This is a genomic window from Streptomyces dioscori, assembly GCF_003024195.1.
GTDB classification, from domain to species: domain Bacteria; phylum Actinomycetota; class Actinomycetes; order Streptomycetales; family Streptomycetaceae; genus Streptomyces; species Streptomyces dioscori.
Genome location: NZ_KZ679055.1, coordinates 1 through 24,636, shown reverse-complemented (window position 1 = coordinate 24,636; position 24,636 = coordinate 1). Strand labels below are relative to the sequence as shown.

Genomic DNA, 24,636 nt, shown 5'->3' with positions numbered 1-24,636 from the left:
TCAGTCTCCGTCCGTGTCGGGGGTGTCGTCCGGGTCGGGGGTGTCGGCACGGGGAGCGGCGGCGCCGCCCGCCATGGCCAGGCCCAGCGTCGCCTCGTCCGCGTCCGACCTGTCGTACGAGGCCGTCACCCGGCCCTCGTACATCACCAGGATCCGGTCGGCCAGGCCGCGGATCTCGCTCAGTTCGGCGGAGACGAGGAGGACGGCGTGGCCCGCGTCGCGGTAGGCGATCAGCTCGTCGTGGATGGCCTGGATCGCGCCGATGTCCACGCCTCGCGTGGGCTGCTCGACCAGCAGCAGCGGGGCGTCGTGGGCCAGTTCGCGGCCGATCAGCAGCTTCTGCAGATTGCCGCCGGACAGGGCGGTCGCCGGCACGTCGGGTGTGGACGCCTTGATGCCGAAGCGGTCGACGAGTTCGCGCGCGTGGGAGCGTACCGCCGAGGGCGGCAGCAGACCGTGCCGCGAGGACAGCGAGGTGCGGTGGTGGCCCATCGCGAGGTTGTCCGCGACGGAGGCCGCGGGCGCGGTGCCGACCGCGTGCCGGTCCTCCGGAACGTAGGCGAGGCCCTTCGCCCGCCGCTCGGTGGCCGAGGCGTGCGTGATGTCCTCGCCGCGCAGTCCGACCCGCCCGGCGGTGGCGGGCCGCAGCCCGGCGAGCGCCTCGACCAGCTCGCTCTGCCCGTTGCCCGCGACCCCCGCGATGCCGACGATCTCCCCGGCCCGCACCGCCAGCCCGACGTCGTGCACGCCCGCCGTGCGCAGCCCCTCGACGGCCAGCACCACGTCACCGGGCGTGCCCGGCGGGTGGACGCGGTCCAGCTCGACGTCGCGGCCGGTCATCGCCGCCGCGATCCCCGCGCCGCTCGTGTCGGCGGTACGCAGCCGGGCGACGACCCGGCCGTCCCGCAGCACCGTGACGTTGTCGCTGCCCTCCAGCACCTCACGCAGCTTGTGGGTGACAAGGATCACCGTCCGGCCGCGGGCCGTCAGCGACCTGAGCACCACGAACAGCGCGTCGGCCTCGGCGGGTGTCAGCACCGCCGTCGGCTCGTCGAGGATGAGCGTACGGGCGCCGCGGTGCAGCAGCTTCAGGATCTCCACGCGCTGGCGCAGCCCCACCGGCAGGTCCCCGACCCGGGCGTCCGGATCGACGACGAGACCGTGCTCGGCGCCCAGTTCACGGACCCGACGCCGGGCCGCCGCCCGGTCCACCAGGCCGAAACGGCGCGGCTCAGCCCGGTAGACGACGTTCTCGGCGACCGTCAGCGAGTCGAACAGCTTGAAACTCTGGTGGACCATGCCGAGCCCGGCGGCCATCGCGGCGCTCGGACTCCCGAAGGACACCTCGACGCCGTCGATACGGATCGACCCCGCGTCCGGCCGCTCCATCCCGTACAGGACGGACATCAGCGTCGACTTGCCCGCGCCGTTCTCGCCCATCAGCGCGTGGATCTCACCGCGCCGGACCGTCAGATCGACCGCGTCGTTGGCGAGGGTGCCGGGGAAACGCTTGGTGATGCCGCGCAGCTCGACGGCCGGGGGCAGTCCGGCGGCGGGTATCGGTTCGGCGGCGGGTGTCGGCCCGGCGGCAGGCGTCAGTGCTGGGGAGCCCGCGCCGTCGCCCGCCGCCGGTATGTCACTTGGCGGCCGGGTCATCGACCGTCAGCTCTCCGGACACGATCTGGTCGCGCAGCGCCTCGACCTTCTTCAGCACGTCCTTGTGGTCGGCGATCACGCACTTCGACGCGTCCACACCGTCCTCAAGGCCGGTCAGGCTGATGCCGCCCTCCTTGAGGCCGTACGAGACGGTCTTGCCCGCCTTGCCTGCCAGGACCTGCTCGATGCCCTCCTGCACGGCGACATCGGTCTTCTTGATCACGTTGTCGACGACGGTGCCGGGAGCGGCCGTGCACTGGTTGACGTCCACGCCGTACGCGTACGCCTTCTTCGCCTTGGCCGCCTCGAAGACGCCGTAGTTGCCGGCCGCGGCCGCCGCCATGATCTGGTCGGTGCCCTTGGCGAGCAGCGAGTTCGCCTGCTCCTTGGCGCGCGCCGAGTCGTCGAACGGCGACTGCCCGCCGACGAAGCGGGTGCTCGCGGACGCCTTCGCGGCGACCTTCTTCGCACCGGCCGCGAACGGGTCGCTGTAGCGCCGGAACTGCCCGGTGTCGAGTACGACGACCGCGCCGACCTTGCCGTTCTCGCTGAGCAGCCCGGCTTCGGCGCCCGCCAGATAGACACCCTCGTGCTCACGGAAGACCGCGCAGCTCACGTTCGCGAACGTCTTCTCGGTGCAGGCGTCGACCATCAGGAACTGCTGCTTCGGGTGCGCCTCGGCCTGCTGCGCGACCACGTCGGCGAACTCGAAACCGACCAGCACGACGACGTCGGGCGCGGCGTCGACCGCGGCCTGCACGTTCTGCTGCTGCGAGGCGCTGTCGGAGGACTGGTAGACCTTCTGCGTCCCGTCGTGCGCCTTCGCCGCCGCCTTCACCCCGTCGACCGCCAGCTTCAGGAACTGGTTCTGACCGACCGAGTCCGGCGTCACCAGCGTGAAGGACTTGCCGTCGCCCTTGGCGCCGGCCGAGGAACTGTCGTCCTTCGCGGCGGCGTTGCAGCCGGTCGCGGCCACGGCCAGCAGCACACTGCCGGAAGCGACGGCGGCGAGGCGCAGCGAGCGGGGTCTACGGGTACGGGTACGAGGCATGGGACCGGCCTTCCGTGAAGGTGCGTGCGGCGACGGTGCGCGCTCAAGCACAAACGCTGAGAGGTGAGGAGGAACCAGGGGTGGCACGGGGGACACCGGAACGGGAGCCGGTGTCTCGGCGGTCAGCGTCGACAGCCGTCGCTTGCACAGCGGCCGTGGTCGAGGAAGCGGCGCATCGTCAGCAGCACACGTCCTCCAACACATCGGCCCTCAGGGCTGCGGGTGCTGGACTGTAACACCGGTTTCCGGACATGCGCGCAACTGTCTCGAACTGTGGTTCTTCGAGGTCATGTACGGTGTCGCGCATCTTCGGAACTTCAGGAGTGCCCCGCTATGCCCCAGGAACTGCGCGCTGTCGACTGGACCGGAAACAGCCTCGCGCTCATCGACCAGACCGTCCTCCCGCAGCGCACCGAGACCCGCCACATCCGTGACGTGGACGACCTGGTGGACGCGATCCGGCGGCTCGTCGTCCGCGGGGCGCCCGCGATCGGCGCAGCCGGGGCGTACGGGGTGGCGCTCGCGATGCTCCAAGGGGAGCGCGAAGGCTGGTCCCGAGACCAGGTCCTCACGGCCGTCGCGCGCATCCGCGAAGCCCGGCCCACCGCGGTCAACCTGATGGTGTGCGTCGACCGGGTGCTGACCCGCTTCGACGACGGCCTCGAAGCGGTGCTCGCGGAGGCGGCGGCCGTCCAGCGCGAGGACGTGGCGGCGAACCGGGCGATGGGCGCGTTCGGGGCGGACTGGCTGCTCAAGCGCGTCGGCGTGGACCGGCCGCTGCGGGTGCTCACCCACTGCAACACCGGGGCGCTCGCCACAGCCGGCTGGGGCACGGCGCTCGGCGTCATCCGCGAACTGCACGCCAGGGGAGCCCTTGAGGTGGTGTACGCCGACGAGACGCGCCCTCTGCTGCAGGGCTCACGGCTCACCGCCTGGGAACTGGTGCAGGAGGGCATCCCGCACTTCGTCCAGGCGGACGGGGCGGCGGCCGGGACGATCCTGCGCGGCGAGGTGGACGCGGCGATCGTCGGGGCCGACCGGATCGCGGCGAACGGGGACACGGCGAACAAGGTCGGCACGGTGGGGGTCGCACTGGCGTGCGCCGACGCCGGGGTGCCGTTCCTGGTGGCCGCGCCCACGACGACCGTCGATGTGGCGACGGCCACGGGGGCCGACATCCACATCGAACTGCGGGACGAGTCCGAGGTCCTGGAATGGTCGGGCATCCGGACCGCGCCGGCCGGGTCCCGAGGCCACAACCCCGCCTTCGACGTCACCCCCGGCCGCCTGGTGACGGCCCTGGTGACGGAACGGGGCGTACTGGAGGTGTCGGCGGGGGAACTGCCGGGGGACAGGCTGAGCTAGCAGGACTTGTCGCTCGGCTGCGGGCCGGTGGGGGTGAGCCGCGCAGTTCCCCGCGCCCCTGACGGGGCGTGGGCTCGGGCCAGTGTTCTGACCGCGACCCGGTGGGGGCCGGCCGCGCCGTTCCCCGCGCCCCTCAAAAGCGGGGCTGCGCCCCGGCTTTTGCCCCTTGAGGGGCGCGGGGAACGGCGCGGCCAACCCCCACCGGCCCGCAGCGAAGCTACAACCGGCACCCCCTCAGGGGCGCGGGGAACGGCGCGGCCAACCCCCACGCACCCGCAGTCGACGAACGGCCTCCGTCGTGAAGGGGCGCGGGGAACGGCGCGGCCGGCCCCCACCGGCCCGCAGGCGGTCAAACCCCCGTCAGCGCCCCGTACCCGTGAGTTCCAGTTCCAGCAGCCACTCCACGACCTCCGTGTGGTGGCGGGCCTGCCGAGGCGAGTCTCCCCAGACATACAGACCGTGGCCCGCCACGACAACCGCCGGCATCCGCACATCCCGCGCAGCCTCAAGCCGGTCCCCGAGCACCGTCATGTCCTGGCTGTTGGCGATGACAGGAAGCGTGACCTCCACACCATGGGCCGGCACCCCCACCCCCTTCAGCATCTCCAGGTCCGACAGGACGATCCCGCCGGGCGACCGCCGCCCCAGCGCGACGGACGCCACCGTGTGCACGTGCACGACGGCACCCGCGCCGGTCAGCGCCGCCACGCGCGCGTGCAGCGCCGCCTCGGCGGACGGCCTGCCGCCGCTCACCGCGTCCCCCCGTTCATCGACCAGCACGACATCCGCCGGCGTCAGCTCACCCTTGTCGTGACCGCTCGCCGTCACCGCGAGCCGCAGCGGATCGCGGGAGAGCACCACGGACAGGTTCCCGGAGGTGCCACGCATCCAGCCGAAGGACGCGAAACGGGCGGACTCGGCCGCGAGGACGGCCCCGGCCTCCTCCAGATCCAGCGTGCTGACGTCCGTGCTCACGTGCTGCTCCCTGAAGTACTGGCGCCGCTACCGCTGCTGGTGCCGCCGCCGATGATGTCGATCTCGTCGAACGACCCCGCCTGCGCGTGGTCACCGACGCCCTGCTCGAAGTACGGTTCCCCGGCCCGCCGGATCCCCACGGCGTGCCACCCCGCGGCCCGCGCCGCGTCCAGCTCGCCCGGCCGGTCGGAGAGGAACAGGAGGCGCCCGGCCTCCGTACCGGTCGCCGCGGCGATCCGCCGGTACGACTCCGGCTCCTGCTTGGGCCCCGCGTTCTCCGTGTCGTACAGCCCGTCGACGAGCGGCAGCAGATCACCGTCCGGGCTGCTCGCGAACCACGCGCGCTGCGCGGCCACGGACCCGGACGAGTACACGTGCAGCCGTACGCCGCCGGAGTGCCACCGCCGCAGTACCGGCACCACATCGTCGTAGAAGTGCGAGACCAGGTCGCCGCGGCCGAACCCTTCGGACCAGATGAGGCCTTGAAGGGTCTTGAGCGGGGTCGCCTTCACATCCCCGTCGAGCCACTCGTTGAGCGCCCTCTCGACCCGTACGGGGTCGGCGTCCGGCTCGCCCAGCAGTTCACGTACCTGGGCGACCGCCCGCCGTACCTCCGGATCGTCGCCCCGTTCCGCGAGGAGCGCCCCGAACCGGGAGCGCGAGTACGGGTAGAGCACGTCGACGACGAAGCCCGTGGCGCTCGTGGTGCCCTCGATGTCGAGCACCACGCCGTCCACGTCGAACGTCAACGGCAGGCTCACGCCGCGGCCCGGTCCTGCTCGTACCCCGCCGCGATGGTGTCGTAGTCGGGGAAGCGGCCGGCGATGGTGGACCCGGTGAAGCTGCCGATCCAGCCGTCCTCCTCGTGGAAGAAGCGGATCGCGGTGAACGCGGGCGAGGTCCCCATGTCGAACCAGTGCGTCGTACCACGCGGCACGCCCAGCAGGTCGCCCTTCTCGCAGAACACGGCGTGCACCTCGCCGTTCACGTGCAGATAGAAGATCCCGGAGCCCGCGACGAAGAACCGGACCTCGTCATCGTCGTCGTGCGTGTGCTCCTGGAGGAACTTCTCCCGCGCGGCCTTCGCCTTCGCCGGGAACTCCGGGTCGTCGCTCGGGTGCAGCCCGAGGACGTCGACCGTGGTGAAGCCCTCCTCGGCGTTCAGCTTGTCGATCTCCCGGCCGTACGCGGCGAAGACGGTCTCGGTGTCGGCGTCCGCGGGAACGTCCTCGCGGACCGGCCACTGCTCGTAGCGCACCCCGAGCGGAGCGAGCGCGGCGGCGATCTCGGCGGGCTCGGAGGTGCGGCGCACCGTCGTCTCGGGTCCGGACTCGGGCCACGTGGTCAGCAGGGTCATGAGAGCAACTCCAGGAGTGGGAAGGGGCGGTGAGGGGCGGTGAGGGGCGGTGGGTGTCCGTCCGGCCGTCCGGACACCGGACAGGCAGCCGAACCGAACCGGGCCGGACCGAACCGGACCGAACCAATCCAGTCCGGTCGCGGGCGGCTCGGGCCGCGCGGCGGGCGGCGGCTCGAACGGGGATCTCGACGTCGGGATCCGGACCCGTGATCAGCCGCGACACACCGCGCCGGTACAGCGGTGTGTCGCTGTCGCGCAGGGTGTCGTCATCGGAGACCTCACTGTCCCGGGTCGGGTGCCGGTCCCGAGATCGTAACTCCCGACCGGCGGTCGGCCGAGTGTGACGAAGTTGTTGTCTCAACCACTGAGAATGCGTTCTTAAAACTTTGACGGCTGGCTGGAAACGTTCTCATGATCTGCGTATGAAGACGCTGCTGCTCGTGCGGCGGCTGTACGTGGACTTGCTCCGGTCGACCACAGCCCGCTGTCGCTGACCCGCCCGCGGCCATGGCCTGAACAGGCCCCCGCCCGGCGCTCCGGACCGGCACCCCCGCACGCCGCACGCCCTCTTCTCCTCTTCCGCGCACCGCCCCTGGAGCCGTCATGCCCCGTACCCGTACCCGCCTGCCCCGTACGCCTCTCGCCCGGACGCGTCTGCCCTTCGCCGCGCTGTCGATGGCCTCCGCCTCCGCCCTCCTCCTCGCCGGCTGCTCGCAGTCGTCGGACGCCTCGGAGAAGGCCGGCGACAGCGCCGCCCCGGCCGCGACCGCCACCGGGAAGAAGCCCGCGCCGTTCAGCGAGGGCAAGGTCAAGGTTGCGCTGGTCCGGCAGAGCGGCGCCGGTGACTACTTCGAGCAGTGGGGCAACGGCGCCAAGGCCCAGGCGAAAGCCCTCGGCATCGACCTCACGGTGTACGACGCCCAGGCGGACAACGCCAAGCAGGCCACCGACCTCTCCTCGGCCATCAACTCCGGGGCGAAGACGATCATCGTCGACCACGGCTTCCCCGCCACGATCCAGCCGGAGATCGACAAGGCGGTGAAGAAGGGCATCAAGGTCGTCGTCTACGACGTGGAGACCACGAACAAGTCGGTCGTCAGCACCAAGCAGGACGACGCCAGCATGGCCCAGGCCGTCCTCGACGTGATGGCCGGTGAACTCGGCAAGGACGCCAAGGTCGGCTACGTCAACGTCGCCGGGTACGCGGCCCTCGACAAGCGCGACAGCGTCTGGAAGAAGACGGCCGACGCCAACGGCTGGAAGCAGGCCTTCAAGGTCGGCAAGGTCACCGACTCCACGGCCACCGACAACGTGCCCCTGGTCAGCGCCGCGCTCACTCAGCACTCGGACGTGGCGGGCGTCTTCGCCCCCTACGACGAACTCGCCAAGGGCACCGTCCTCGCCGTCCAGAACAAGAAGCTCCAGGGCAAGGTGAAGGTCTTCGGCGCGGACGTCTCCAACGCCGACATCCAGAACATGACCGCCAAGGACAGCCCCTGGGTGGCCACCGCGGGCACGGACCCCTCGGCGGTCGGCGCCGCCGTCGTGCGGACCGCGGCCCTGGAACTGGCCGGACAGCTCAACAAGACCTCGGTCGAGTTCCCGGCCGTCGCGATCACCCAGGACTTCCTGACGAGCAAGAACATCAAGAACATGGACCAGCTGCGCGAGGCGCTGCCCGCGCTGGACCTCGCCAAGGTCAGCACGGCCGACTGGATCCCCAATGTCGCCCACTGACACCGGCACCCGTGGGCCCGCCGCGCCCGTCCCGGCCACCGCGCCCGCCGCGGTGAGTCTGCGCGGCGTCGGTATGGCCTTCGGCGGGAAGACGGTTCTGGAGTCCGTCTCGCTGGACATCGCGCCCGGCAGTGTCGTCGCGCTCCTCGGCGCCAACGGCGCGGGCAAGTCCACCCTTATCAAGATCCTCTCCGGGGTGCACACCGACCACAGCGGGCAGGTCGAGGTGAACGGCGGGCCCGCCGCGCTCCGGTCCCCGCTCGCCGCCCGCCAGCTGGGCATCCAGACGGTGCACCAGCGGATCGGCGAGGGCATCGTCCCCGGCCTCACCGTCGCCGAGAACCTCGTCTTCGAGGAACTGGCCCAGCGCCGCGGCAACCCGTTCCTCGACGGGCGCAGGCTGCTGGCCCGCGCCCGGGAGATCCAGTCGGCGCTCGACCTCGGCTGGAGCGACCAGGTCCTCAAGCGGGACGTCACCGAACTCGGCATCTCGGACCGGCAGTTGCTCATCCTGGCCCGCGCCCTCGCGACCAGCCCCCGGCTCCTCGTCCTCGACGAGCCGACCTCCGCGCTCTCCGCCGCCGAGGCCGAGCGCCTGTTCGCACTCGTCGAGCGGATGCGAGGCGACGGCATCGCCGTCCTGTACGTCTCCCACCGCCTCGGTGAGATCGACGCACTCGCCGACCGGCTGGTCGTCCTGCGGGACGGCCGTCTCACCGAGGACCAGTCCAAGCCCTTCGACTGGGACCGCGCCCTGCGCGCCATGCTCGCCCAGGCCCAGGGCGCGCAGACGGCCCGCCCCACGGACGCCAAACAGAGCCCGCTCTCGGGTTCGGGTTCCGGTTCCGGTGAGACCGCCGTCTCACTCAAAGGCGTACCGCTGCTCCCCGGCCGCACCCCTCAGGACCTCGACCTCAGGGCGGGCGAAGTCACGGGCGTGGTCGGTCTGCTGGGCGCGGGCAAGACCGAACTGGCCCGCGGCCTCTTCGGCGCCGAGCCGTTCGCGACCGGAACGGTCGAACTGGACGGCAGGCCCTACACGCCCCGCCGCCCCGCCGACGCGATCCGCCGAGGAGTACACCTCGTCCCCGAGGACCGGCACGCCGACGCCCTGGTCCCCGGCTGGTCCCTGGCCCAGAACGTCTCCCTGCCGTTCCTCCGAGCCCTCTCCACGGCCGGGCTCGTGAACCGGCGCAGGGAGAACGCCCTCGGCCGCGGCACCATCGAACAGCTCGGCGTCGTCGCCCGCGACGAACACAGCACGGTGGAGGAACTGTCCGGCGGCAACCAGCAGAAGGTCGTCGTCGGCCGCTGGCTCGCCGAGAAACCCCGTGTCCTCATCCTGGACGAGCCGTTCCGAGGCGTGGACATCGGTGCCCGCCGAGACATCGGCCGCCGCGCCCGCGCCCTGGCCGCCGAAGGAGCCGCCGTCCTCGTCCTGTCCGCCGACGTGGACGAGGTCCTGGAGGTCGCCGACCGGGTCGTCGTCCTCGCCGCGGGAGAGATCCACCTCGACGCGTACGGCGAGGACGCGGAGCGCGACCGCGTCATCCGGACCATCTCGGCGTCGGTCTGATGCCGGCCACCGGGAAGCCGCACACGAAGCCGCACACGAAACCGCACACGAAGCCGCACACGAAGTCACGTACAAGGCCACGCACGAAGCCATACACCAAGTCACACCGGGAAGTTCGGGGAAGCGCGCCATGACCACCACCCAGAGCACCGAGGTGCCGACCAAGGCGGCCCTGGTGCCCGCGACCTCCCCGGCCCTGCGGATCCAGAGCGCCGTCATCAAGTACGGCTTCATCTTCGTCACCGTCACGCTCTTCGCGTACTTCGCGCTCAGCGAGCCGTCCTTCCGCGACTCCGCGACGCTCCTGGACACCCTCCGGTACGTGTCCGTCGCCGCGATCCTCGGCCTGGGCGTCACCCTCACCATGGCGGTGGGCGGCATCGACATGTCCGTCGGCGCCGTCGCGGGGCTCGGCGTCACGGTCGCCGCCAAGACGATGGTCTCGTACAACCAGGTCGGTCTCGTGGCGATCCTCGCCGTGATCGCGGCGGGCGCGCTGGCCGGACTGCTCAACGCCCTGCTGATCGTGGTCCTCAAGATCCCCGACATGCTGGCCACCCTCGGCACCATGTTCGTGATCCAGGGCACCAAACTCGTCCTGGTCGACGGCCAGTCCATCACTCCCGGCATGACCCAGGCCGACGGATCCACCGCCCCGGGGAAGTTCACCGAGGGCTTCCTGCGCATCGACCGCGGCACGGTCCTCGGCGTCCCCGTCTCGGTGCTGATCTTCGGCGCGCTCACGGTCGTGGCCTGGGTGTTCCTCGCCCGCACCCGCTGGGGCCGCGTCCTGTACGCGATCGGCGCGAACCCGGAGGCCTCCCGGCTGGCCGGCATCCGCGTCGGCGCCTACCGGGCCCTGGCGTACGTCCTGTCCGGCGTCCTCGCCTCGATCGGCGGCCTCATCCTGGCCTCCCGCATCGGCCAGGGAGACGTCTCGGCGGGCACCTCCCAGCTCCTTGAGGCGGTGGCGGTCGCCCTGGTCGGCACCTCCGTCCTCGGCCGGGGCCGCCCGAACGTCTGGGGCACCGCCCTGGGCGCCGTCCTGATCGGCATCATCACGACCGGCCTGACCATCAAGGGCCTGCCGTACTACACGCAGGACGTCGTCGAGGGCGCGGTCCTCATCCTCGCCCTGATCTTCAGCTTCACCCTGTCCAAGCGCCGTACCGCATAAGGGAGTTCACAGTTCTCATGGGCTACCGCATCCTGGAGACCGAGGACGTGCCCGCGTACCTGCGTGAGCGCGGCCACTGGGACGACCTGGAGGACATCCACGTCCGCGAGGTCTCCGACGGCAACATGAACCGCGTGTTCCTCGCCGCGAACGGCGCCGGCACCCGCGGCCTCGCCGTCAAGCAGGCCCTGCCCTGGGTCCGGGTCGCGGGCCCCTCCTGGCCGATGAGCCCCGAACGTGCCGACGCGGAGGCCCGCGCCTACGAACAGGTCGCCAGGGTCGCCCCGGACAAGATCCCGGCGATCCACGGCTACGACCCCGGCCACTACGCCCTCGTCATGGAGGACATGTCCGACCTGGAGGTGCTGCGCACGGTCCTCAACGCGGGCGCCTCCTACGGCCCGGACACCTCACGCAGGATCGGCGAGTTCGTCGCGCAACTCACCTTCGCCACCAGTGACTTCGGCATGCCGTCCGCCGAGCGCAAGGCCCTGATCGCCGCCTCCGTCAGCCCCGAGCTGTGCAGGATCACCGAGGACGTCGTCCTCTCCGAGCCCTACATCGAGCACGAGCACAACCACTGGCATCCCGAACTCGACGACCTGGCCGCCGAGTTCCGCGCCGACACCCGGCTGCGCACCGAGGTCGCCGAGCTGCGCCACACCTTCATGACGTCCGCGCAGGCCCTGCTCCACGGCGACCTGCACACCGGCAGCGTCATGGTCGGCGAACGCGACGGCACCCCTGTGATCCGCGTCTTCGACCCCGAATTCTCCTTCGTCGGCCCGATCGGCTACGACATCGGCCTGTACTGGGCCAACGTCCTCGTCGCCACTGCCCGGGCGCGCGCCCTCGGTACCGTCACCGACCACGCGGCCCAACTCCGCCTCTCCTGGGAGGGGTTCGAGTCCGAGTTCCGCCGCCTGTGGCCGACCCGCGTCGACACCTTCTTCGACGACGCCTACCTCGACCGTTTCCTGCGCCGCGTGTGGACCGACGCGGTCGGCTTCGCGGGCACCGAGATCGTCCGCCGGATCATCGGCTTCGCCCACCTCACCGACCTGACGACCCTGCCCGACCCGGTCCCCGCCTCCCGCGCCACACTCCTGCTCGGACGCGAACTCATCCTCCGCAGGGCGGAACTGCACAGCCCCGAGGACATCGAAGGCATCCAGAACACCGAGAACACCGAGAACGGCGACAGCACGACCGAGTGCCTCGTCCCCTGAACGTGCGGGCCCGGTGGGGGTGGGCCGCGCAGTTCCCCGCGCCCCTCGGGGAGGGGCTGCGCCCCGTCCCACCCAGGGGCGGGAGGGCTGCGCCCCGTCCCACTCAGGGGCGCGGGGAACGGCGCAATCTTTCGGCTTTGAGCCGCGCAGGGAACGCGGCGCCCAGCCCCGCTCTTTCAGGGGCGCGGGGAACTGCGCGACCGGCCACGACGGGGCCGCACCCGCTCACCGGCGGGTGCGGCCCCGTGGGGGCGGGCCCCAAGTGCCTACTTGTTGTCGAGCAAGTTCTGGACCTTGCCCCGTATCTCGTCATCCGCCAGGCCGCGGATCGTGAGGGTCGTGCGGCGCCGCAGGACGTCGTCCGCCGTCTCCGCCCACTCGTTGTCGCGCGCGTACACGACCTGCGCCCAGATCTCGGGCGCGTCCTCGTGCACACGCCCCGCCAGCTCCGGGTTGTCCTCGGCGAGGCGCGCGATGTCGAAGGCCAGCGAGCCGTAGTGCGTCGCGAGGTGCTTGGCCGTGTCGGCGCCCATCCGCGGACCGGCCGCGGGGGTGTCGACGAGGAGCCGGTGCGCGACCGCGCGCGGATTGGCGACACCCGGCAGCGGCAGCTTCTTCGGCAGCGCGGAGACCGGCTCGAAGTCCTCGCCGAGCGGCCGGCCCGGCAGCGTCTCCAGCTGCTTCATGACGGTCCGGCCGATGTGCCGGAACGTCGTCCACTTGCCGCCCGCGACGGACAGCATGCCGCCCCGGCCCTCGGTGACGACGGTCTCCCGCTTGGCCTTGGACGTGTCGCCGGGGCCGCCGGGCAGGACGCGCAGTCCCGCGAAGGAGTACGTGATCAGGTCGCGGGTCAGCTGCTTGTCGCGGATCGAGAACGCGGCCTCGTCGAGGATCTGTGAGATGTCCTTCTCGGTGACCGAGACGTCCGCGGGGTCGCCCTCGTACTCCTCGTCGGTCGTGCCGAGCAGCAGCATGTCCTCCCAGGGGAGGGCGAAGGTGATGCGGTACTTGTCGATCGGCGTGGCCAGCGCGGCCTTCCAGGGGGAGGTGCGCTTGAGGACCAGGTGCGCGCCCTTGGAGAGGCGGATGGAGGGCGCCGCGTTCTCGTCCTCCATCTTGCGCAGGTGGTCCACCCAGGGCCCGGTCGCGTTCAGCACCAGGCGCGCCGACACGCCGAACTCGTCACCGGAGAGCGTGTCCTTCAGTTCGGCGCCGGTCACCCGTCCCCGGGTGAAGCGCAGGCCGGTGACGGCGGCGTGGTTGAGCACGGTGGCACCCGACTCGACGGCCGCGCGGACCGTCATCAGGGCCATCCGGGAGTCGTTCATCTGGTCGTCGCCGTACACGGCCACGGCCTTCAGGTTGTCCGTACGCAGCTCGGGAACGTCCTGCGCGGCCTTCGACGGCGAGAGCAGGTGCCCGACGCCGTCACCGAAGGCCGACAGCGCCGAGTACGCGAAGACACCCGCGCCCAGCTTCGCCGCGCCGTGCGGCCCGCCCTTGTACACGGGGAGGTAGAACGTGAGCGGGTTCGCCAGGTGGGGGGCCACCTGACGGGAGACCGCACGGCGCTCGAAGTGGTTCTCCGCCACCAGCTTCACCGCGCCGGTCTGCAGATAGCGCAGACCGCCGTGGAGCAGCTTGGAGGAGGCGGAGGAGGTCGCGCCGGCGAAGTCGCCGGCGTCGACCAGGGCCACCCGCAGACCCGACTGCGCGGCATGCCAGGCGGTGGAGATGCCCAGGATTCCGCCACCGATCACCAGGAGGTCGTATGTCGACCTGGACAGCTGCTCCCGGGTCTCGGCGCGGCTCACTGCCTTCGCGTGGAAGGCGGCGGAGCCGTTGGCCGGGTGCGTCCCAAGAGCCGGGACACTCTGCAGGGTGGTCATTGCGAATTACTCCTCGTCAGCATCGTCTTCGAGCCAGCCCATGGTCCGCTCGACGGCCTTGAGCCAGCTCTTGTACTCACGGTCACGGGTGTCCGCGGCCATGTTCGGGGTCCATTCCGCGGCCCGCCGCCAGTTGGCGCGCAGGTCCTCGGTGTTCGTCCAGAAGCCGACGGCGAGACCGGCGGCGTAGGCGGCGCCGAGGCAGGTGGTCTCGGCGACCATCGGGCGCACCACGGGGGCGTCCAGGACGTCGGCCAGGGTCTGCATCAGCAGGTTGTTGGAGGTCATGCCGCCGTCGACCTTGAGGGCCGCGAGCTCGACGCCGGAGTCCTTCGTCATGGCGTCGCTGATCTCGCGGGTCTGCCAGGCGGTGGCCTCCAGGACGGCGCGCGCGATGTGCGCCTTGGTGACGTACCGGGTCAGGCCGGTGATCACACCGCGGGCGTCGGGACGCCAGTACGGGGCGAACAGACCGGAGAAGGCCGGCACGAAGTACGCGCCGCCGTTGTCCTCGACCGACAGGGCGAGCGTCTCGATCTCGGCGGCGGACTTGATGAGGCCCATCTGGTCGCGCATCCACTGGACGAGCGAGCCGGTGACGGCGATGGAACCCTCAAGGGCGTAGACCGGCTTCTGGTCGCCGATCTGGTAGCCGACGGTGGTCAGCAGGCCGCTGTACGAGTTGATGAGCTTGTCACCGGTGTTCATCAGCATGAACGTGCCGGTGCCGTACGTGGACTTGGCCTCGCCCTCGGCGAAACAGGTCTGGCCGAACAGGGCCGCCTGCTGGTCGCCGAGCGCGGAGGCGACCGGGATGCCGCCGAGCAGGTCGCCCAGCCGGCCGCCGGTGACCTCGCCGTACACCTCGGCGGAGGAGCGGATCTCGGGCAGCATGTTCAGCGGGACGCCGATGGACTCGGCGATCTTCTCGTCCCACTGCATGGTGTGCAGGTTCATCAGCATCGTGCGGGAGGCGTTGGTGACGTCGGTGACGTGCCGGCCGCCGTTCACACCGCCCGTCAGGTTCCAGATGACCCAGCTGTCCATGGTGCCGAAGAGGATGTCGCCGGCCTCGGCGCGCTCGCGCAGCCCCTCGACGTTGTCGAGCAGCCAGCGGGCCTTGGGGCCGGCGAAGTACGAGGCGAGCGGCAGGCCGGTCTCGCGGCGGAAGCGGTCCTGGCCGACGTTGCGGCCGAGCTCCTTGCAGAGCGCGTCGGTGCGGGTGTCCTGCCAGACGAGGGCGTTGTGGACGGGCTCACCGGTGTTCTTGTCCCACAGCAGCGTCGTCTCGCGCTGGTTGGTGATGCCGATGGCCTTGATGTCGTCGCGGGTGATGCCGGCCTTCTCGACGGCACTGGCGACGACTTCCTGGACGTTGGTCCAGATCTCGGCGGCGTTGTGCTCCACCCAGCCCGGCTTCGGGAAGATCTGCTCGTGCTCCTTCTGATCGACGGAGACGATCCGGCCGTCCCGGTCGAAGACGATGCAGCGGCTGGAGGTGGTGCCCTGGTCGATGGCGGCGATGAAGGGGCCGGCGGTGTGCGCGTCGGTCACGGTGTGCTCCTGAAAGTCCGTGGGTTCCGTGGGTGTGGGGCTGGCTTACGGCGTATTGCTTCCGGCTCCGGCCGACGTCCGTCCCGTACCGGACGGACGTCGGCGCCGAGCGGACGTACGGCTCCAAGCAAAGCTGTAAAGCTCTAGGCGAAGGCCACGTTGTAGATACCGGCGGCGATCGCTCCGCCGATCAGCGGTCCCACGACGGGAACCCAGGCGTAGCTCCAGTCCGACCCGCCCTTGTTGGGCAGCGGCAGCAGGGCGTGCACGATGCGCGGGCCGAGGTCACGGACCGGGTTGATCGCGTACCCCGTCGGACCACCGAGCGAGAGACCGATGCTGACGACGACGAACGCGGTGATCAGCGCGCCCAGCGTGCCGAGGCCCTTGCCGCTGTCGTTGAGTCCCTGGGTGAGGACGGCGAGCACCAGCACGATGGTGCCGATGACCTCCGTCGCGACGTTCTGCCAGGCGACCCGGACCTCCGGGCCGGTGGAGAAGACGCCGAGCACCGGGCCCGCCTTGGCCTCCCGTGCCTCCACGGACTTGACGTCCTGCGCACCGGGGCCGCCCACACTGTGCTGGTCTCCAACGATGGCGCGGTCGGTGAGGTGCGCGAGGAACTGTCCGTAGTACGCGACCCACACGAGCAGGGCACCGATCATGGCGCCGAGGAGCTGGCCGGACCAATAGGTCAGGACGTTGCTCCAGTCGTCGTCCTTGATCGCGATGCCGAGGGTGACGGCCGGGTTCAGATGGGCACCGGAGAGGGGCGCCGAGATGTACACGGCGGTCATGACCGCGAAACCCCACCCGAAGGTGATGGCGAGCCACCCGGCGTTGCGTGCCTTGGAGGCCTTCAGCGTGACGGCGGCGCACACGCCACCGCCGAGCAGGATGAGTATGGCGGTACCTATGGTCTCGCCGATGAAGATGTCGGAGCTGGACACCCGCGACTCCTTTGTCCTTCGTCCAGGGGAAGGCGAACCCCGGGTCCCTCCGGTGGTTCGCGACCTCAGGTGAGGTCGTTGCCGGCCCTTGGCCTTGTCACACTCTAACGCGTATTGCCGGTAGGTGTTCGACAATGCCGACCGATGGACGGGAGTCTTGCTCTGCCAATACCACCTCGTCAAGGCCTCTGTTATCGAAAACACGATCGTTACTGACTGCTGTGACCCATCGATCATGGGAACGGCCGCACACCGCGTGCGAGCAGGAACGTTCCGTGGCCGGCGGGGCACGAAGAAGGCCGGTACGTCGACGACGTACCGGCCTTCTTCCCACGATCGGGGCCCCGGACTCGGCCGCGCCCCACCCAAGGCGCGGCGCGGCCTCCGCGAGGGCTCAGAACCGCCCGGCGCCCAGGTCCCTCGACACCGAGCGGGCGCAGTCGCGCACGGCGGCGATCAGCTCCGGACGCAGCCCGCCGTCCTTGTCGCAGACACGCTCCACCGCCCCCGTGACGCCCACCGCGCCGACGGGCATCCGCCGCTGGTTGTGGATCGGCGCCGCCACCGAGGCCACGCCCGTCCAGGTCTCCTCGACATCGGCCGCGTACCCGCGCGCGCGGGTCAGGTCCAGGACGTGCTCGAACGCCTCCGGCGCGCTGACCGTACGCGCCGTGAACTCCTCGCGCTCGGCCTCCAGGGCCTCGCTGTGCGCCACCGGGTCGTACGCCGACAGGACCTTGCCCAGCGCCGTGGAGTGCAGGGGCTGCATGGCCCCGACCTCCAGCACCTGCCGGCTGTCGTCGGGCCTGAACACGTGGTGCACGATCAGCACGCCCTGCTGGTGCAGCACCCCCAGATAGACGCTCTCGCCGCTGGAACGGGCCAGGTCGTCGGTCCACACCAGGGCGCGCGCCCGCAGCTCGTGCACATCGAGATAGGTCGTCCCCAGGCGCAGCAGCTCCGCGCCCAGCTGGTAGCGCCCGGAGGGCCCGTCCTGCTCGACGAAACCCTCCTGCTGCAGTGTGCGCAGGATCCCGTGGGCCGTGCCCTTCGCCAGGCCCAGCGACGAGGCGATGTCCGACAGGCCGAGCCGTCGCTCCCCGCCCGCGAGCAGCCGCAGCATCGCGGCCGCCCGTTCGAGCGACTGGATGTTCCGTGCCATCGCCGTCGTGCCCTCCGTCCCCTTGGACCGTCGGTCGCCGCTTCGCCGCCACCGTTCGGCAATGTCGAACATTACCGCTCGCCGCCGACCTCCCGCTAATGGGCGGCCGTGACGAGTTGCGAACGCATCCAACCCGATGCCGGGTACGGATCGCGCGTCCGTCCCGTGGACGCTCCCGCCCCTCCGGTGCCGCCGCGGGCTACCCTGACGGCGTGCGCCTTCCACAAGAAGCGCAAAGCCGACAGCCGTCGCACTCCAGGGAGCATCTTCCATGGCCTCGTTGCCGAACCCGTCCCTTCCGTCCGAGTCGGCCTACAGCCGGGCTCGAACCGACGCCCTCCGCGAGGCGCTCGCCACCCGCGTGGTGGTGGCCGACGGCGCGATGGGCACCATGCTCCAGGCACAGGACCCGACCCTTGAGGACTTCCAGAACCTTGAGGGCTGCAACGAGATCCTGAACCTCACCCGCCCCGACATCGTGCGCTCCGTCCACGAGGAGTATTTCTCGGTGGGCGTCGACTGCGTCGAGACCAACACCTTCGGCGCCAACCACGCCGCCCTCGCCGAGTACGACATCGCCGAACGCGTTTACGAGCTCTCCGAGTCCGGCGCCCGCATCGCCCGCGAGGTCGCCGACGAGTTCACCGCCTCCACCGGTCAGCAGCGCTGGGTGCTGGGCTCCATGGGCCCCGGCACCAAACTGCCGACCCTCGGGCACGCCCCGTACACGCTGCTGCGCGACGCCTATCAGCGGAACGCCGAGGGCATGATCGCCGGCGGCGCCGACGCGCTGCTCGTGGAGACCACCCAGGACCTGCTGCAGACCAAGGCATCCGTACTGGGCGCCCGCCGGGCCCTGGACACCCTCGGCGTGGACCTGCCGCTGATCGTCTCCGTGACCGTGGAGACCACCGGCACCATGCTCCTCGGCTCGGAGATCGGCGCCGCGCTCACCGCGCTCGAACCACTCGGCATCGACATGATCGGCCTGAACTGCGCCACCGGGCCCGCCGAGATGAGCGAGCACCTGCGCTATCTGGCCCGCCACTCCCGCGTCCCGCTGTCCTGCATGCCGAACGCCGGCCTCCCCGTCCTCGGCAAGAACGGCGCCCACTACCCGCTGACCGCCCCCGAACTCGCCGACGCCCAGGAAACCTTCGTCACCGAGTACGGCCTCTCCCTGATCGGCGGCTGCTGCGGCACCACCCCCGAGCACCTGCGCCAGGTCGTCGAGCGCGTACGGAACCTGACACCGGCCCCGCGCAACCCGCGCCCCGAACCCGGCGCCGCCTCGCTCTACCAGACCGTGCCGTTCCGCCAGGACACCGCGTACATGGCGATCGGCGAGCGCACCAACGCCAACGGCTCCAAGAAGTTCCGCGAGGCCATGCTGGAGGCCCGCTGGGACGACTGCGTCGAGATCGCCCGCGACCAGATCCGTGAGGGCGCCCACATGCTCGACCTGTGCGTCGACTACGTGGGCCGCGACGGCGTCGCCGACATGCAGGAACTGGCCGGCCGCTTCGCCACCGCCTCCACCCTGCCGATCGTCCTGGACTCCACCGAGGTCGACGTCATCCGGGCCGGCCTGGAGAAGCTCGGCGGGCGCGCGGTCATCAACTCCGTCAACTACGAGGACGGCGACGGCCCCGACTCGCGCTTCGCGAAGGTCACCCGGCTCGCGCAGGAACACGGCGCCGCGCTCATCGCCCTCACCATCGACGAAGAGGGCCAGGCGCGCACCCCCGAGCACAAGGTCGCGATCGCCGAACGGCTCATCGCCGACCTCACCGGCAACTGGGGCATCCACGAGTCGGACATCCTCATCGACACCCTGACCTTCACCATCTGCACCGGCCAGGAGGAGTCCCGGGGCGACGGCGTCGCCACCATCGAGGCCATCAGGCAGCTCAAGCAGCGCCACCCCGACGTCCAGACCACCCTCGGCCTGTCGAACATCTCCTTCGGCCTCAACCCGGCCGCGCGCGTCCTGCTCAACTCGGTCTTCCTCGACGAGTGCGTCAAGGCCGGCCTCGACTCGGCGATCGTGCACGCCTCGAAGATCCTGCCGATCGCCCGCTTCACCGAGGAGGAGGTCACCACCGCACTCGACCTCATCCACGACCGCCGCCGCGAGGGCTACGACCCGCTGCAGAAGCTGATGGCCCTCTTCGAGGGCGCCACCACCAAGTCCCTCAAGGCCGGCCGAGCCGAGGAACTGGCGGCCCTGCCCCTGAACGAGCGGCTCAAGCGGCGCATCATCGACGGCGAGAAGAACGGCCTCGAACAGGACCTCGACGACGCCCTCCTGGAGCGTCCCGCGCTCGACATCGTCAACGAGACCCTCCTCGACGGCATGAAGGTCGTCGGCGAACTGTTCGGCTCCGGCCAGATGCAACTGCCGTTCGTGCTCCAGTCCGCCGAGGTCATGAAGACCGCGGTGGCCCACCTGGAACCGCACATGGAGAAGACCGACGACGACGGCAAAGGCACCATCGTGCTCGCCACCGTGCGCGGCGACGTCCACGACATCGGCAAGAACCTCGTCGACATCATCCTGTCCAACAACGGCTACACCGTCGTCAACCTCGGTATCAAGCAGCCCGTCTCCGCGATCCTGGAGGCCGCCCAGGAACACCGCGCCGACGTCATCGGCATGTCGGGACTCCTGGTCAAGTCCACGGTGATCATGAAGGAGAACCTGGAGGAGCTCAACCAGCGCAAGATGGCCGCCGACTACCCCGTCATCCTCGGCGGCGCCGCCCTCACCCGCGCCTACGTCGAACAGGACCTCCACGAGATCTACGAGGGCGAGGTCCGCTACGCCCGCGACGCGTTCGAGGGCCTGCGCCTGATGGACGCGCTCATCGCGGTCAAGCGCGGCGTACCCGGGGCCACCCTGCCGGAGCTGAAGCAGCGCCGGGTGCGGGCCACCGCCCAGACAGTCGTCGAGGAACGCCCGGAGGAGGGCGCGGCCCGCTCCGACGTCGCCGTCGACAACCCTGTCCCGGCCCCGCCCTTCTGGGGCACCCGCGTCATCAAGGGCATCCAGCTCAAGGAGTACGCGTCCTGGCTCGACGAGGGCGCGCTGTTCAAGGGCCAGTGGGGCCTCAAGCAGGCCCGCACGGGCGACGGGCCGACGTACGAGGAACTGGTGGAGACGGAGGGCCGTCCGCGCCTGCGCGGCCTCCTGGACCAGCTGCAGACCGGCAACCTCCTCGAAGCGGCGGTCGTATACGGCTACTTCCCCTGCGTGTCCAAGGACGACGACCTGATCCTCCTGGACGACCAGGGCAACGAACGCACCCGCTTCACCTTCCCGCGCCAGCGCCGTGGCCGCCGGCTGTGCCTGGCCGACTTCTTCCGCCCCGAGGAGTCCGGCGAGACGGATGTCGTCGGCCTCCAGGTCGTCACCGTCGGCTCCCGGATCGGCGAGGAGACGGCGAAGCTCTTCGAGGCGAACTCCTACCGCGACTACCTCGAACTGCACGGCCTGTCCGTGCAGCTGGCCGAGGCGCTGGCCGAGTACTGGCACGCGCGCGTGCGCTCCGAACTCGGCTTCGCCGGTGACGACCCGTCCGAGATGGAGGACATGTTCGCGCTCAAGTACCGCGGCGCCCGCTTCTCCCTCGGCTACGGCGCCTGCCCCGACCTGGAGGACCGCGCGAAGATCGCCCGCCTCCTGGAGCCCGAGCGCATCGGCGTCCACCTCTCGGAGGAGTTCCAGCTCCACCCGGAACAGTCCACGGACGCGATCGTGATCCACCACCCGGAAGCGAAGTACTTCAACGCCCGTTGAGAACTTCTTGAGGGGCGCGACAAACGGGTGCGGGTCCGGTGGGGGCGGGCCGCGCAGTTCCCCGCGCCCCTCGGGGAGGGGCTGCGCCCCGTCCCACCCAGGGGCGCGGGGAACGGCGCAGTCTCCCGCGCCCCTCGGGGAGGCGCTGCGCGCCGTCCCACTCAGGGGCGCGGGGAACTGCGCGAGCAACCACGACGCACCGTCAGCCGACCAAGCACCCCCAGCCCCCGGCGCCCCCGCCATACCAAGAGGCGCCGCTGCCGACGTGGACGTACACTGGTCGGTCCAGTGCAGGCCGGTTCCCCGGGAGGGAACCGGCCTTCTCGTCCCTCAGACGGAGGTGCGCCTATGACCAGTACGGTCCCCCCACCAGGCACCCGTACAGCCGAAAGCTCCACCCTCCAGGCAGTCCTCCTGGACATGGACGGAACCCTCGTCGACACGGAGGGCTTCTGGTGGGACGCCGAGGTGGAGGTCTTCGCCCAGCTCGGCCACCGGCTGGACGACGCCTGGCGCCACGTCGTGGTCGGCGGCCCCATGACCCGCAGCGCGGGCTTCCTCATCGAGGCCACCGGTGCCACGATCACCCTCTCCGAACTCACCGTGCTGCTGAACGACGGGTTCGAGAACCGCATCGCGCGTTCCCTGCCGCTGATGCCGGGCGCCGCGAGACTCCTGGCAGAGCTGGCCGCGCACGGCATCCCCACCGCGCTGGTCTCCGCCTCGCACCGCCGCATCATCGACCGCGTCCTGCTCTCGCTCGGCGCGCAGAACTTCACCCTGACCGTCGCGGGCGACGAGGTGGAGCGCACCAAGCCCTTCCCCGACCCGTATCTGATCGCCGCCGCCGGGCTCGGCGCGGATCCGGCCAGGTGCGCGGTCATCGAGGACACCGCGACGGGCGTGGCCGCCGCGGAGGCGGCGGGCTGCCAGGTCGTCGCCGTACCCTCCGTCGCGCCGATCGCCCCGGCTGCCGGAAGGACCGTCGTACGATCCCTCGAACAGGTCGACCTGCCTTTTCTCCGGAGCCTGATGACGGAAAAGCGCTAATCGTTCACCCACGGTGCACGAGGGAATGCGGAAAAACTGCATGGTCACTGCATCGAGTTAATTCGATCACCGGTCGCGCGCCCCGGGTGGCCGAATTCCGGTGCTCTCGCACACAGTTGAAGGTGTGACGTTCGCCACTGCGGAGGGGGTCGACAAGAGGCTCCCGGTGTGTCTGGCGGGCCTTTGTGAGGGTCATGTGCGCGCCCTTGTGTCCTGATTCGTGGAAACCTGTACGAATCCTTCCACTGTCGGTTTTTCGGTGCGTCCACAGCCGGTCTCGCAGCGTGATGGGAACTCAACTCCGGTACCTGCGAACCGTCCTGCCGGTCCCGACTAATCTCATCGCGAGAACATCGCCGTAACCCCCGTGTACCCGACCGCAACACCCCGGCATGCCGGGCCCGCGGGATCGACAGCTCTGGAGAACTTCGAGCATGAACCGTAAGCCTTTGGTGCTGCCGGCCGCGATCGGTCTGCTCGCCTCTGTCCTCGCCGCGTGCGGCGGTTCCGACAGTGGAGGCGACGGCGGCGACGCGATCGCCGTCGGTACCACCGACCGGTTCACCGCCTCGAAGGAGGCACCGGCCCCGTTCGACCCGGCCTACGCGTACGACGTCGGCGCGTGGAACGTCCTGCGCCAGACGGTCCAGACCCTGATGGCCATGCCCAACGGCGGCGGAGACCCCACCCCCGAGGCTGCCGAGGAGTGCGGATTCACCGACTCCGGCAACGAGCGCTACGCCTGCACGCTGCGCAAGGACCTCAAGTTCTCCAACGGTGACCCGGTCACCGCCGAGGACGTGAAGTTCTCCATCGACCGCGCGCTGCAGATCAAGGCCGACACGGGCGTCTTCGCCCTGCTGTCGACCGTCGACGCCGTCGAGACCAAGGGCGACCGCGAGGTGATCTTCCACCTCAAGAGCGCCGACGCCACCTTCCCGTTCAAGCTGTCCACGCCGGTCGCGGGCATCCTGAACCCCAAGGACTACGCCAAGAACAAGCTGCGGGACGGCTTCGACGTCAGCGGCTCCGGCCCGTACAGCCTCAAGGCCGAGACCAGCGGCGACGACGTCACCAAGATCGTCTTCACCAAGAACCCGTATTACCAGGGGATCTCGGACGTCAAGAACGACAAGGTCGAGCTGCGGTCCTTCGAGGACACGGAGTCCATGGGCGCCGCGATCGACAAGGGCGACATCGACATGATGACCCGCACCATGTCGCCCGAGCAGATCAAGAAGCTGCAGAACGCCGAGGACAGCAAGATCGATGTGATCGAGCAGCCCGGCCTGGAGATCCGCTACATCGGCTTCGACGTCGAGAAGCCCTCCCTGAAGGACAAGGCGGTCCGCCAGGCGATCGCCCACATCGTCAACCGCGGCGAACTGACCAACAAGGTGTACGGCACCGGCGCCGACCCCCTGTACTCCATGGTCCCGGCCACCGTCACCGGCCACGCCAACTCGTTCTTCAACGAGTACGGCGAGCCGGACGTCGCCAAGGCCAAGGACCTCCTCACCGCCGCGAACATCACCACGCCGGTGAAGTTCACGATGAACTACACGACGGACCACTACGGTTCCGCCACCAAGGCCGAGTTCGAGACACTGCAGAAGCAGCTCAACGACACCGGCCTCTTCGACGTGGACATCAAGGGCGAGAAGTGGGAGACCTACCGCCCCAAGCAGCGTGAGGGCAAGTTCGCCGTCTACGGCATGGGCTGGTTCCCCGACTTCCCGGACGCGGAGACCTTCCTCACGCCGTTCCTGGACAAGGACAACACCATCGCGTCGCCGTACGTGAACAAGCGCATCCGCGAGACCCTGATCCCGGAGTCCCGCCGCGAGGCCGACCGCCTCAGCGCCTCGAAGAGCATCGAGGAGATCCAGAAGATCGTCGCCGACGACGTCCCGCTCCTGCCCCTGTGGCAGGGCAAGCAGTACGTCGCCGTACGGGACGACATCACCGGCGCCGAGTACGCGCTCAACTCGTCGGCCACGCTGCAGCTGTGGGAGCTGGGCCGCGGAGTCGGCAGCGACTGACGACCAGCACATGAGAACGGCCGCCCCCTTCCGGAAGGGGGCGGCCGTTCTCATGTGCTGGTCG

The 24,636-nt window shown here is 70.3% G+C and carries 17 protein-coding genes; 8 read left to right on the top strand and 9 right to left on the bottom strand.

What is annotated here, in order from left to right; genetic code table 11:
* Together C6Y14_RS35700 and C6Y14_RS35695 are read right to left on the bottom strand one after the other, a co-directional pair.
* On the bottom strand, window positions 1-1,656 hold the full coding sequence (locus C6Y14_RS35700; protein ID WP_107021045.1) for an ABC transporter ATP-binding protein: 1,656 nt from the start codon (window positions 1,654-1,656) through the stop codon (window positions 1-3).
* The gene (locus C6Y14_RS35695) at window positions 1,637-2,707 is read right to left on the bottom strand and encodes a BMP family ABC transporter substrate-binding protein (protein WP_107021044.1); all 1,071 of its coding nucleotides are present in this window, start codon (window positions 2,705-2,707) and stop codon (window positions 1,637-1,639) included. The genes C6Y14_RS35700 and C6Y14_RS35695 overlap by 20 nt, the downstream gene beginning before the upstream one ends.
* Before the next feature lie 333 nt (window positions 2,708-3,040).
* On the opposite strand from C6Y14_RS35695, the gene mtnA reads away from it, so the two are divergent.
* On the top strand, window positions 3,041-4,072 hold the full coding sequence (mtnA, locus tag C6Y14_RS35690; RefSeq protein WP_107021043.1) for an S-methyl-5-thioribose-1-phosphate isomerase: 1,032 nt from the start codon (window positions 3,041-3,043) through the stop codon (window positions 4,070-4,072).
* A gap of 360 nt (window positions 4,073-4,432) precedes the next feature.
* Here mtnA and mtnB read toward each other — a convergent pair whose 3' ends face one another.
* From mtnB to C6Y14_RS35675, 3 genes are read right to left on the bottom strand one after another with little or no spacing between them, the layout of a single operon-like run.
* Window positions 4,433-5,047 carry a methylthioribulose 1-phosphate dehydratase gene (mtnB, locus tag C6Y14_RS35685; protein WP_107021042.1) on the bottom strand — a complete coding sequence of 205 codons (615 nt, stop codon included), beginning with the start codon at window positions 5,045-5,047 and terminating at the stop codon, window positions 4,433-4,435.
* A complete protein-coding gene (mtnC, locus tag C6Y14_RS35680; protein WP_107021213.1) occupies window positions 5,044-5,802 on the bottom strand; it encodes an acireductone synthase in 759 nt (252 codons plus the stop codon). The genes mtnB and mtnC overlap by 4 nt, the downstream gene beginning before the upstream one ends.
* A gap of 2 nt (window positions 5,803-5,804) precedes the next feature.
* Window positions 5,805-6,404 (bottom strand): 1,2-dihydroxy-3-keto-5-methylthiopentene dioxygenase, encoded by a 600-nt coding sequence (locus C6Y14_RS35675; RefSeq protein WP_107021041.1) that lies wholly within the window; start codon window positions 6,402-6,404, stop codon window positions 5,805-5,807.
* 603 nt (window positions 6,405-7,007) lie between these two features.
* Here C6Y14_RS35675 and C6Y14_RS35670 point away from each other — a divergent pair.
* The 4 genes from C6Y14_RS35670 to mtnK all read left to right on the top strand — a co-directional run bounded on the left by C6Y14_RS35670 (window position 7,008) and on the right by mtnK (window position 12,123).
* Complete coding sequence (locus C6Y14_RS35670) at window positions 7,008-8,141, top strand: substrate-binding domain-containing protein (protein ID WP_107021040.1); 1,134 nt, start codon at window positions 7,008-7,010, stop codon at window positions 8,139-8,141.
* Complete coding sequence (locus C6Y14_RS35665; protein WP_107021039.1) at window positions 8,128-9,717, top strand: sugar ABC transporter ATP-binding protein; 1,590 nt, start codon at window positions 8,128-8,130, stop codon at window positions 9,715-9,717. Before C6Y14_RS35670 ends, C6Y14_RS35665 begins: the two co-directional genes overlap by 14 nt.
* Before the next feature lie 130 nt (window positions 9,718-9,847).
* Entirely contained in the window at window positions 9,848-10,894 is a 1,047-nt protein-coding gene (locus C6Y14_RS35660; protein WP_107021038.1) for an ABC transporter permease, read from the top strand.
* A gap of 17 nt (window positions 10,895-10,911) precedes the next feature.
* Window positions 10,912-12,123 (top strand): S-methyl-5-thioribose kinase, encoded by a 1,212-nt coding sequence (mtnK, locus tag C6Y14_RS35655; protein ID WP_107021037.1) that lies wholly within the window; start codon window positions 10,912-10,914, stop codon window positions 12,121-12,123.
* A gap of 266 nt (window positions 12,124-12,389) precedes the next feature.
* Here mtnK and C6Y14_RS35650 read toward each other — a convergent pair whose 3' ends face one another.
* The 4 genes from C6Y14_RS35650 to C6Y14_RS35635 form a co-directional block, all read right to left on the bottom strand.
* The gene (locus tag C6Y14_RS35650; RefSeq protein ID WP_107021036.1) at window positions 12,390-14,015 is read right to left on the bottom strand and encodes a glycerol-3-phosphate dehydrogenase/oxidase; all 1,626 of its coding nucleotides are present in this window, start codon (window positions 14,013-14,015) and stop codon (window positions 12,390-12,392) included.
* 6 nt (window positions 14,016-14,021) lie between these two features.
* On the bottom strand, window positions 14,022-15,569 hold the full coding sequence (gene glpK, locus C6Y14_RS35645) for a glycerol kinase GlpK (RefSeq protein WP_107021035.1): 1,548 nt from the start codon (window positions 15,567-15,569) through the stop codon (window positions 14,022-14,024).
* 143 nt (window positions 15,570-15,712) lie between these two features.
* Complete coding sequence (locus tag C6Y14_RS35640) at window positions 15,713-16,519, bottom strand: MIP/aquaporin family protein (protein ID WP_107021034.1); 807 nt, start codon at window positions 16,517-16,519, stop codon at window positions 15,713-15,715.
* Window positions 16,520-16,913: 394 nt separating this feature from the next.
* Window positions 16,914-17,681: an IclR family transcriptional regulator gene (locus C6Y14_RS35635; protein WP_107021212.1), complete on the bottom strand. Its 768-nt coding sequence runs from the start codon at window positions 17,679-17,681 to the stop codon at window positions 16,914-16,916.
* Between the two features lie 271 nt (window positions 17,682-17,952).
* Here C6Y14_RS35635 and metH point away from each other — a divergent pair, with 271 nt between their 5' ends.
* From metH to C6Y14_RS35615, 3 genes are all read left to right on the top strand, one after another.
* Window positions 17,953-21,480, top strand: coding sequence for a methionine synthase (gene metH / locus C6Y14_RS35630; RefSeq protein ID WP_107021033.1), 3,528 nt, complete (start codon window positions 17,953-17,955; stop codon window positions 21,478-21,480).
* Window positions 21,481-21,828: 348 nt separating this feature from the next.
* Complete coding sequence (locus tag C6Y14_RS35625; protein WP_107021032.1) at window positions 21,829-22,530, top strand: HAD-IA family hydrolase; 702 nt, start codon at window positions 21,829-21,831, stop codon at window positions 22,528-22,530.
* Between the two features lie 434 nt (window positions 22,531-22,964).
* Window positions 22,965-24,572, top strand: coding sequence for an ABC transporter substrate-binding protein (locus C6Y14_RS35615; RefSeq protein WP_107021030.1), 1,608 nt, complete (start codon window positions 22,965-22,967; stop codon window positions 24,570-24,572).
* Window positions 24,573-24,636: the final 64 nt, after the last annotated feature.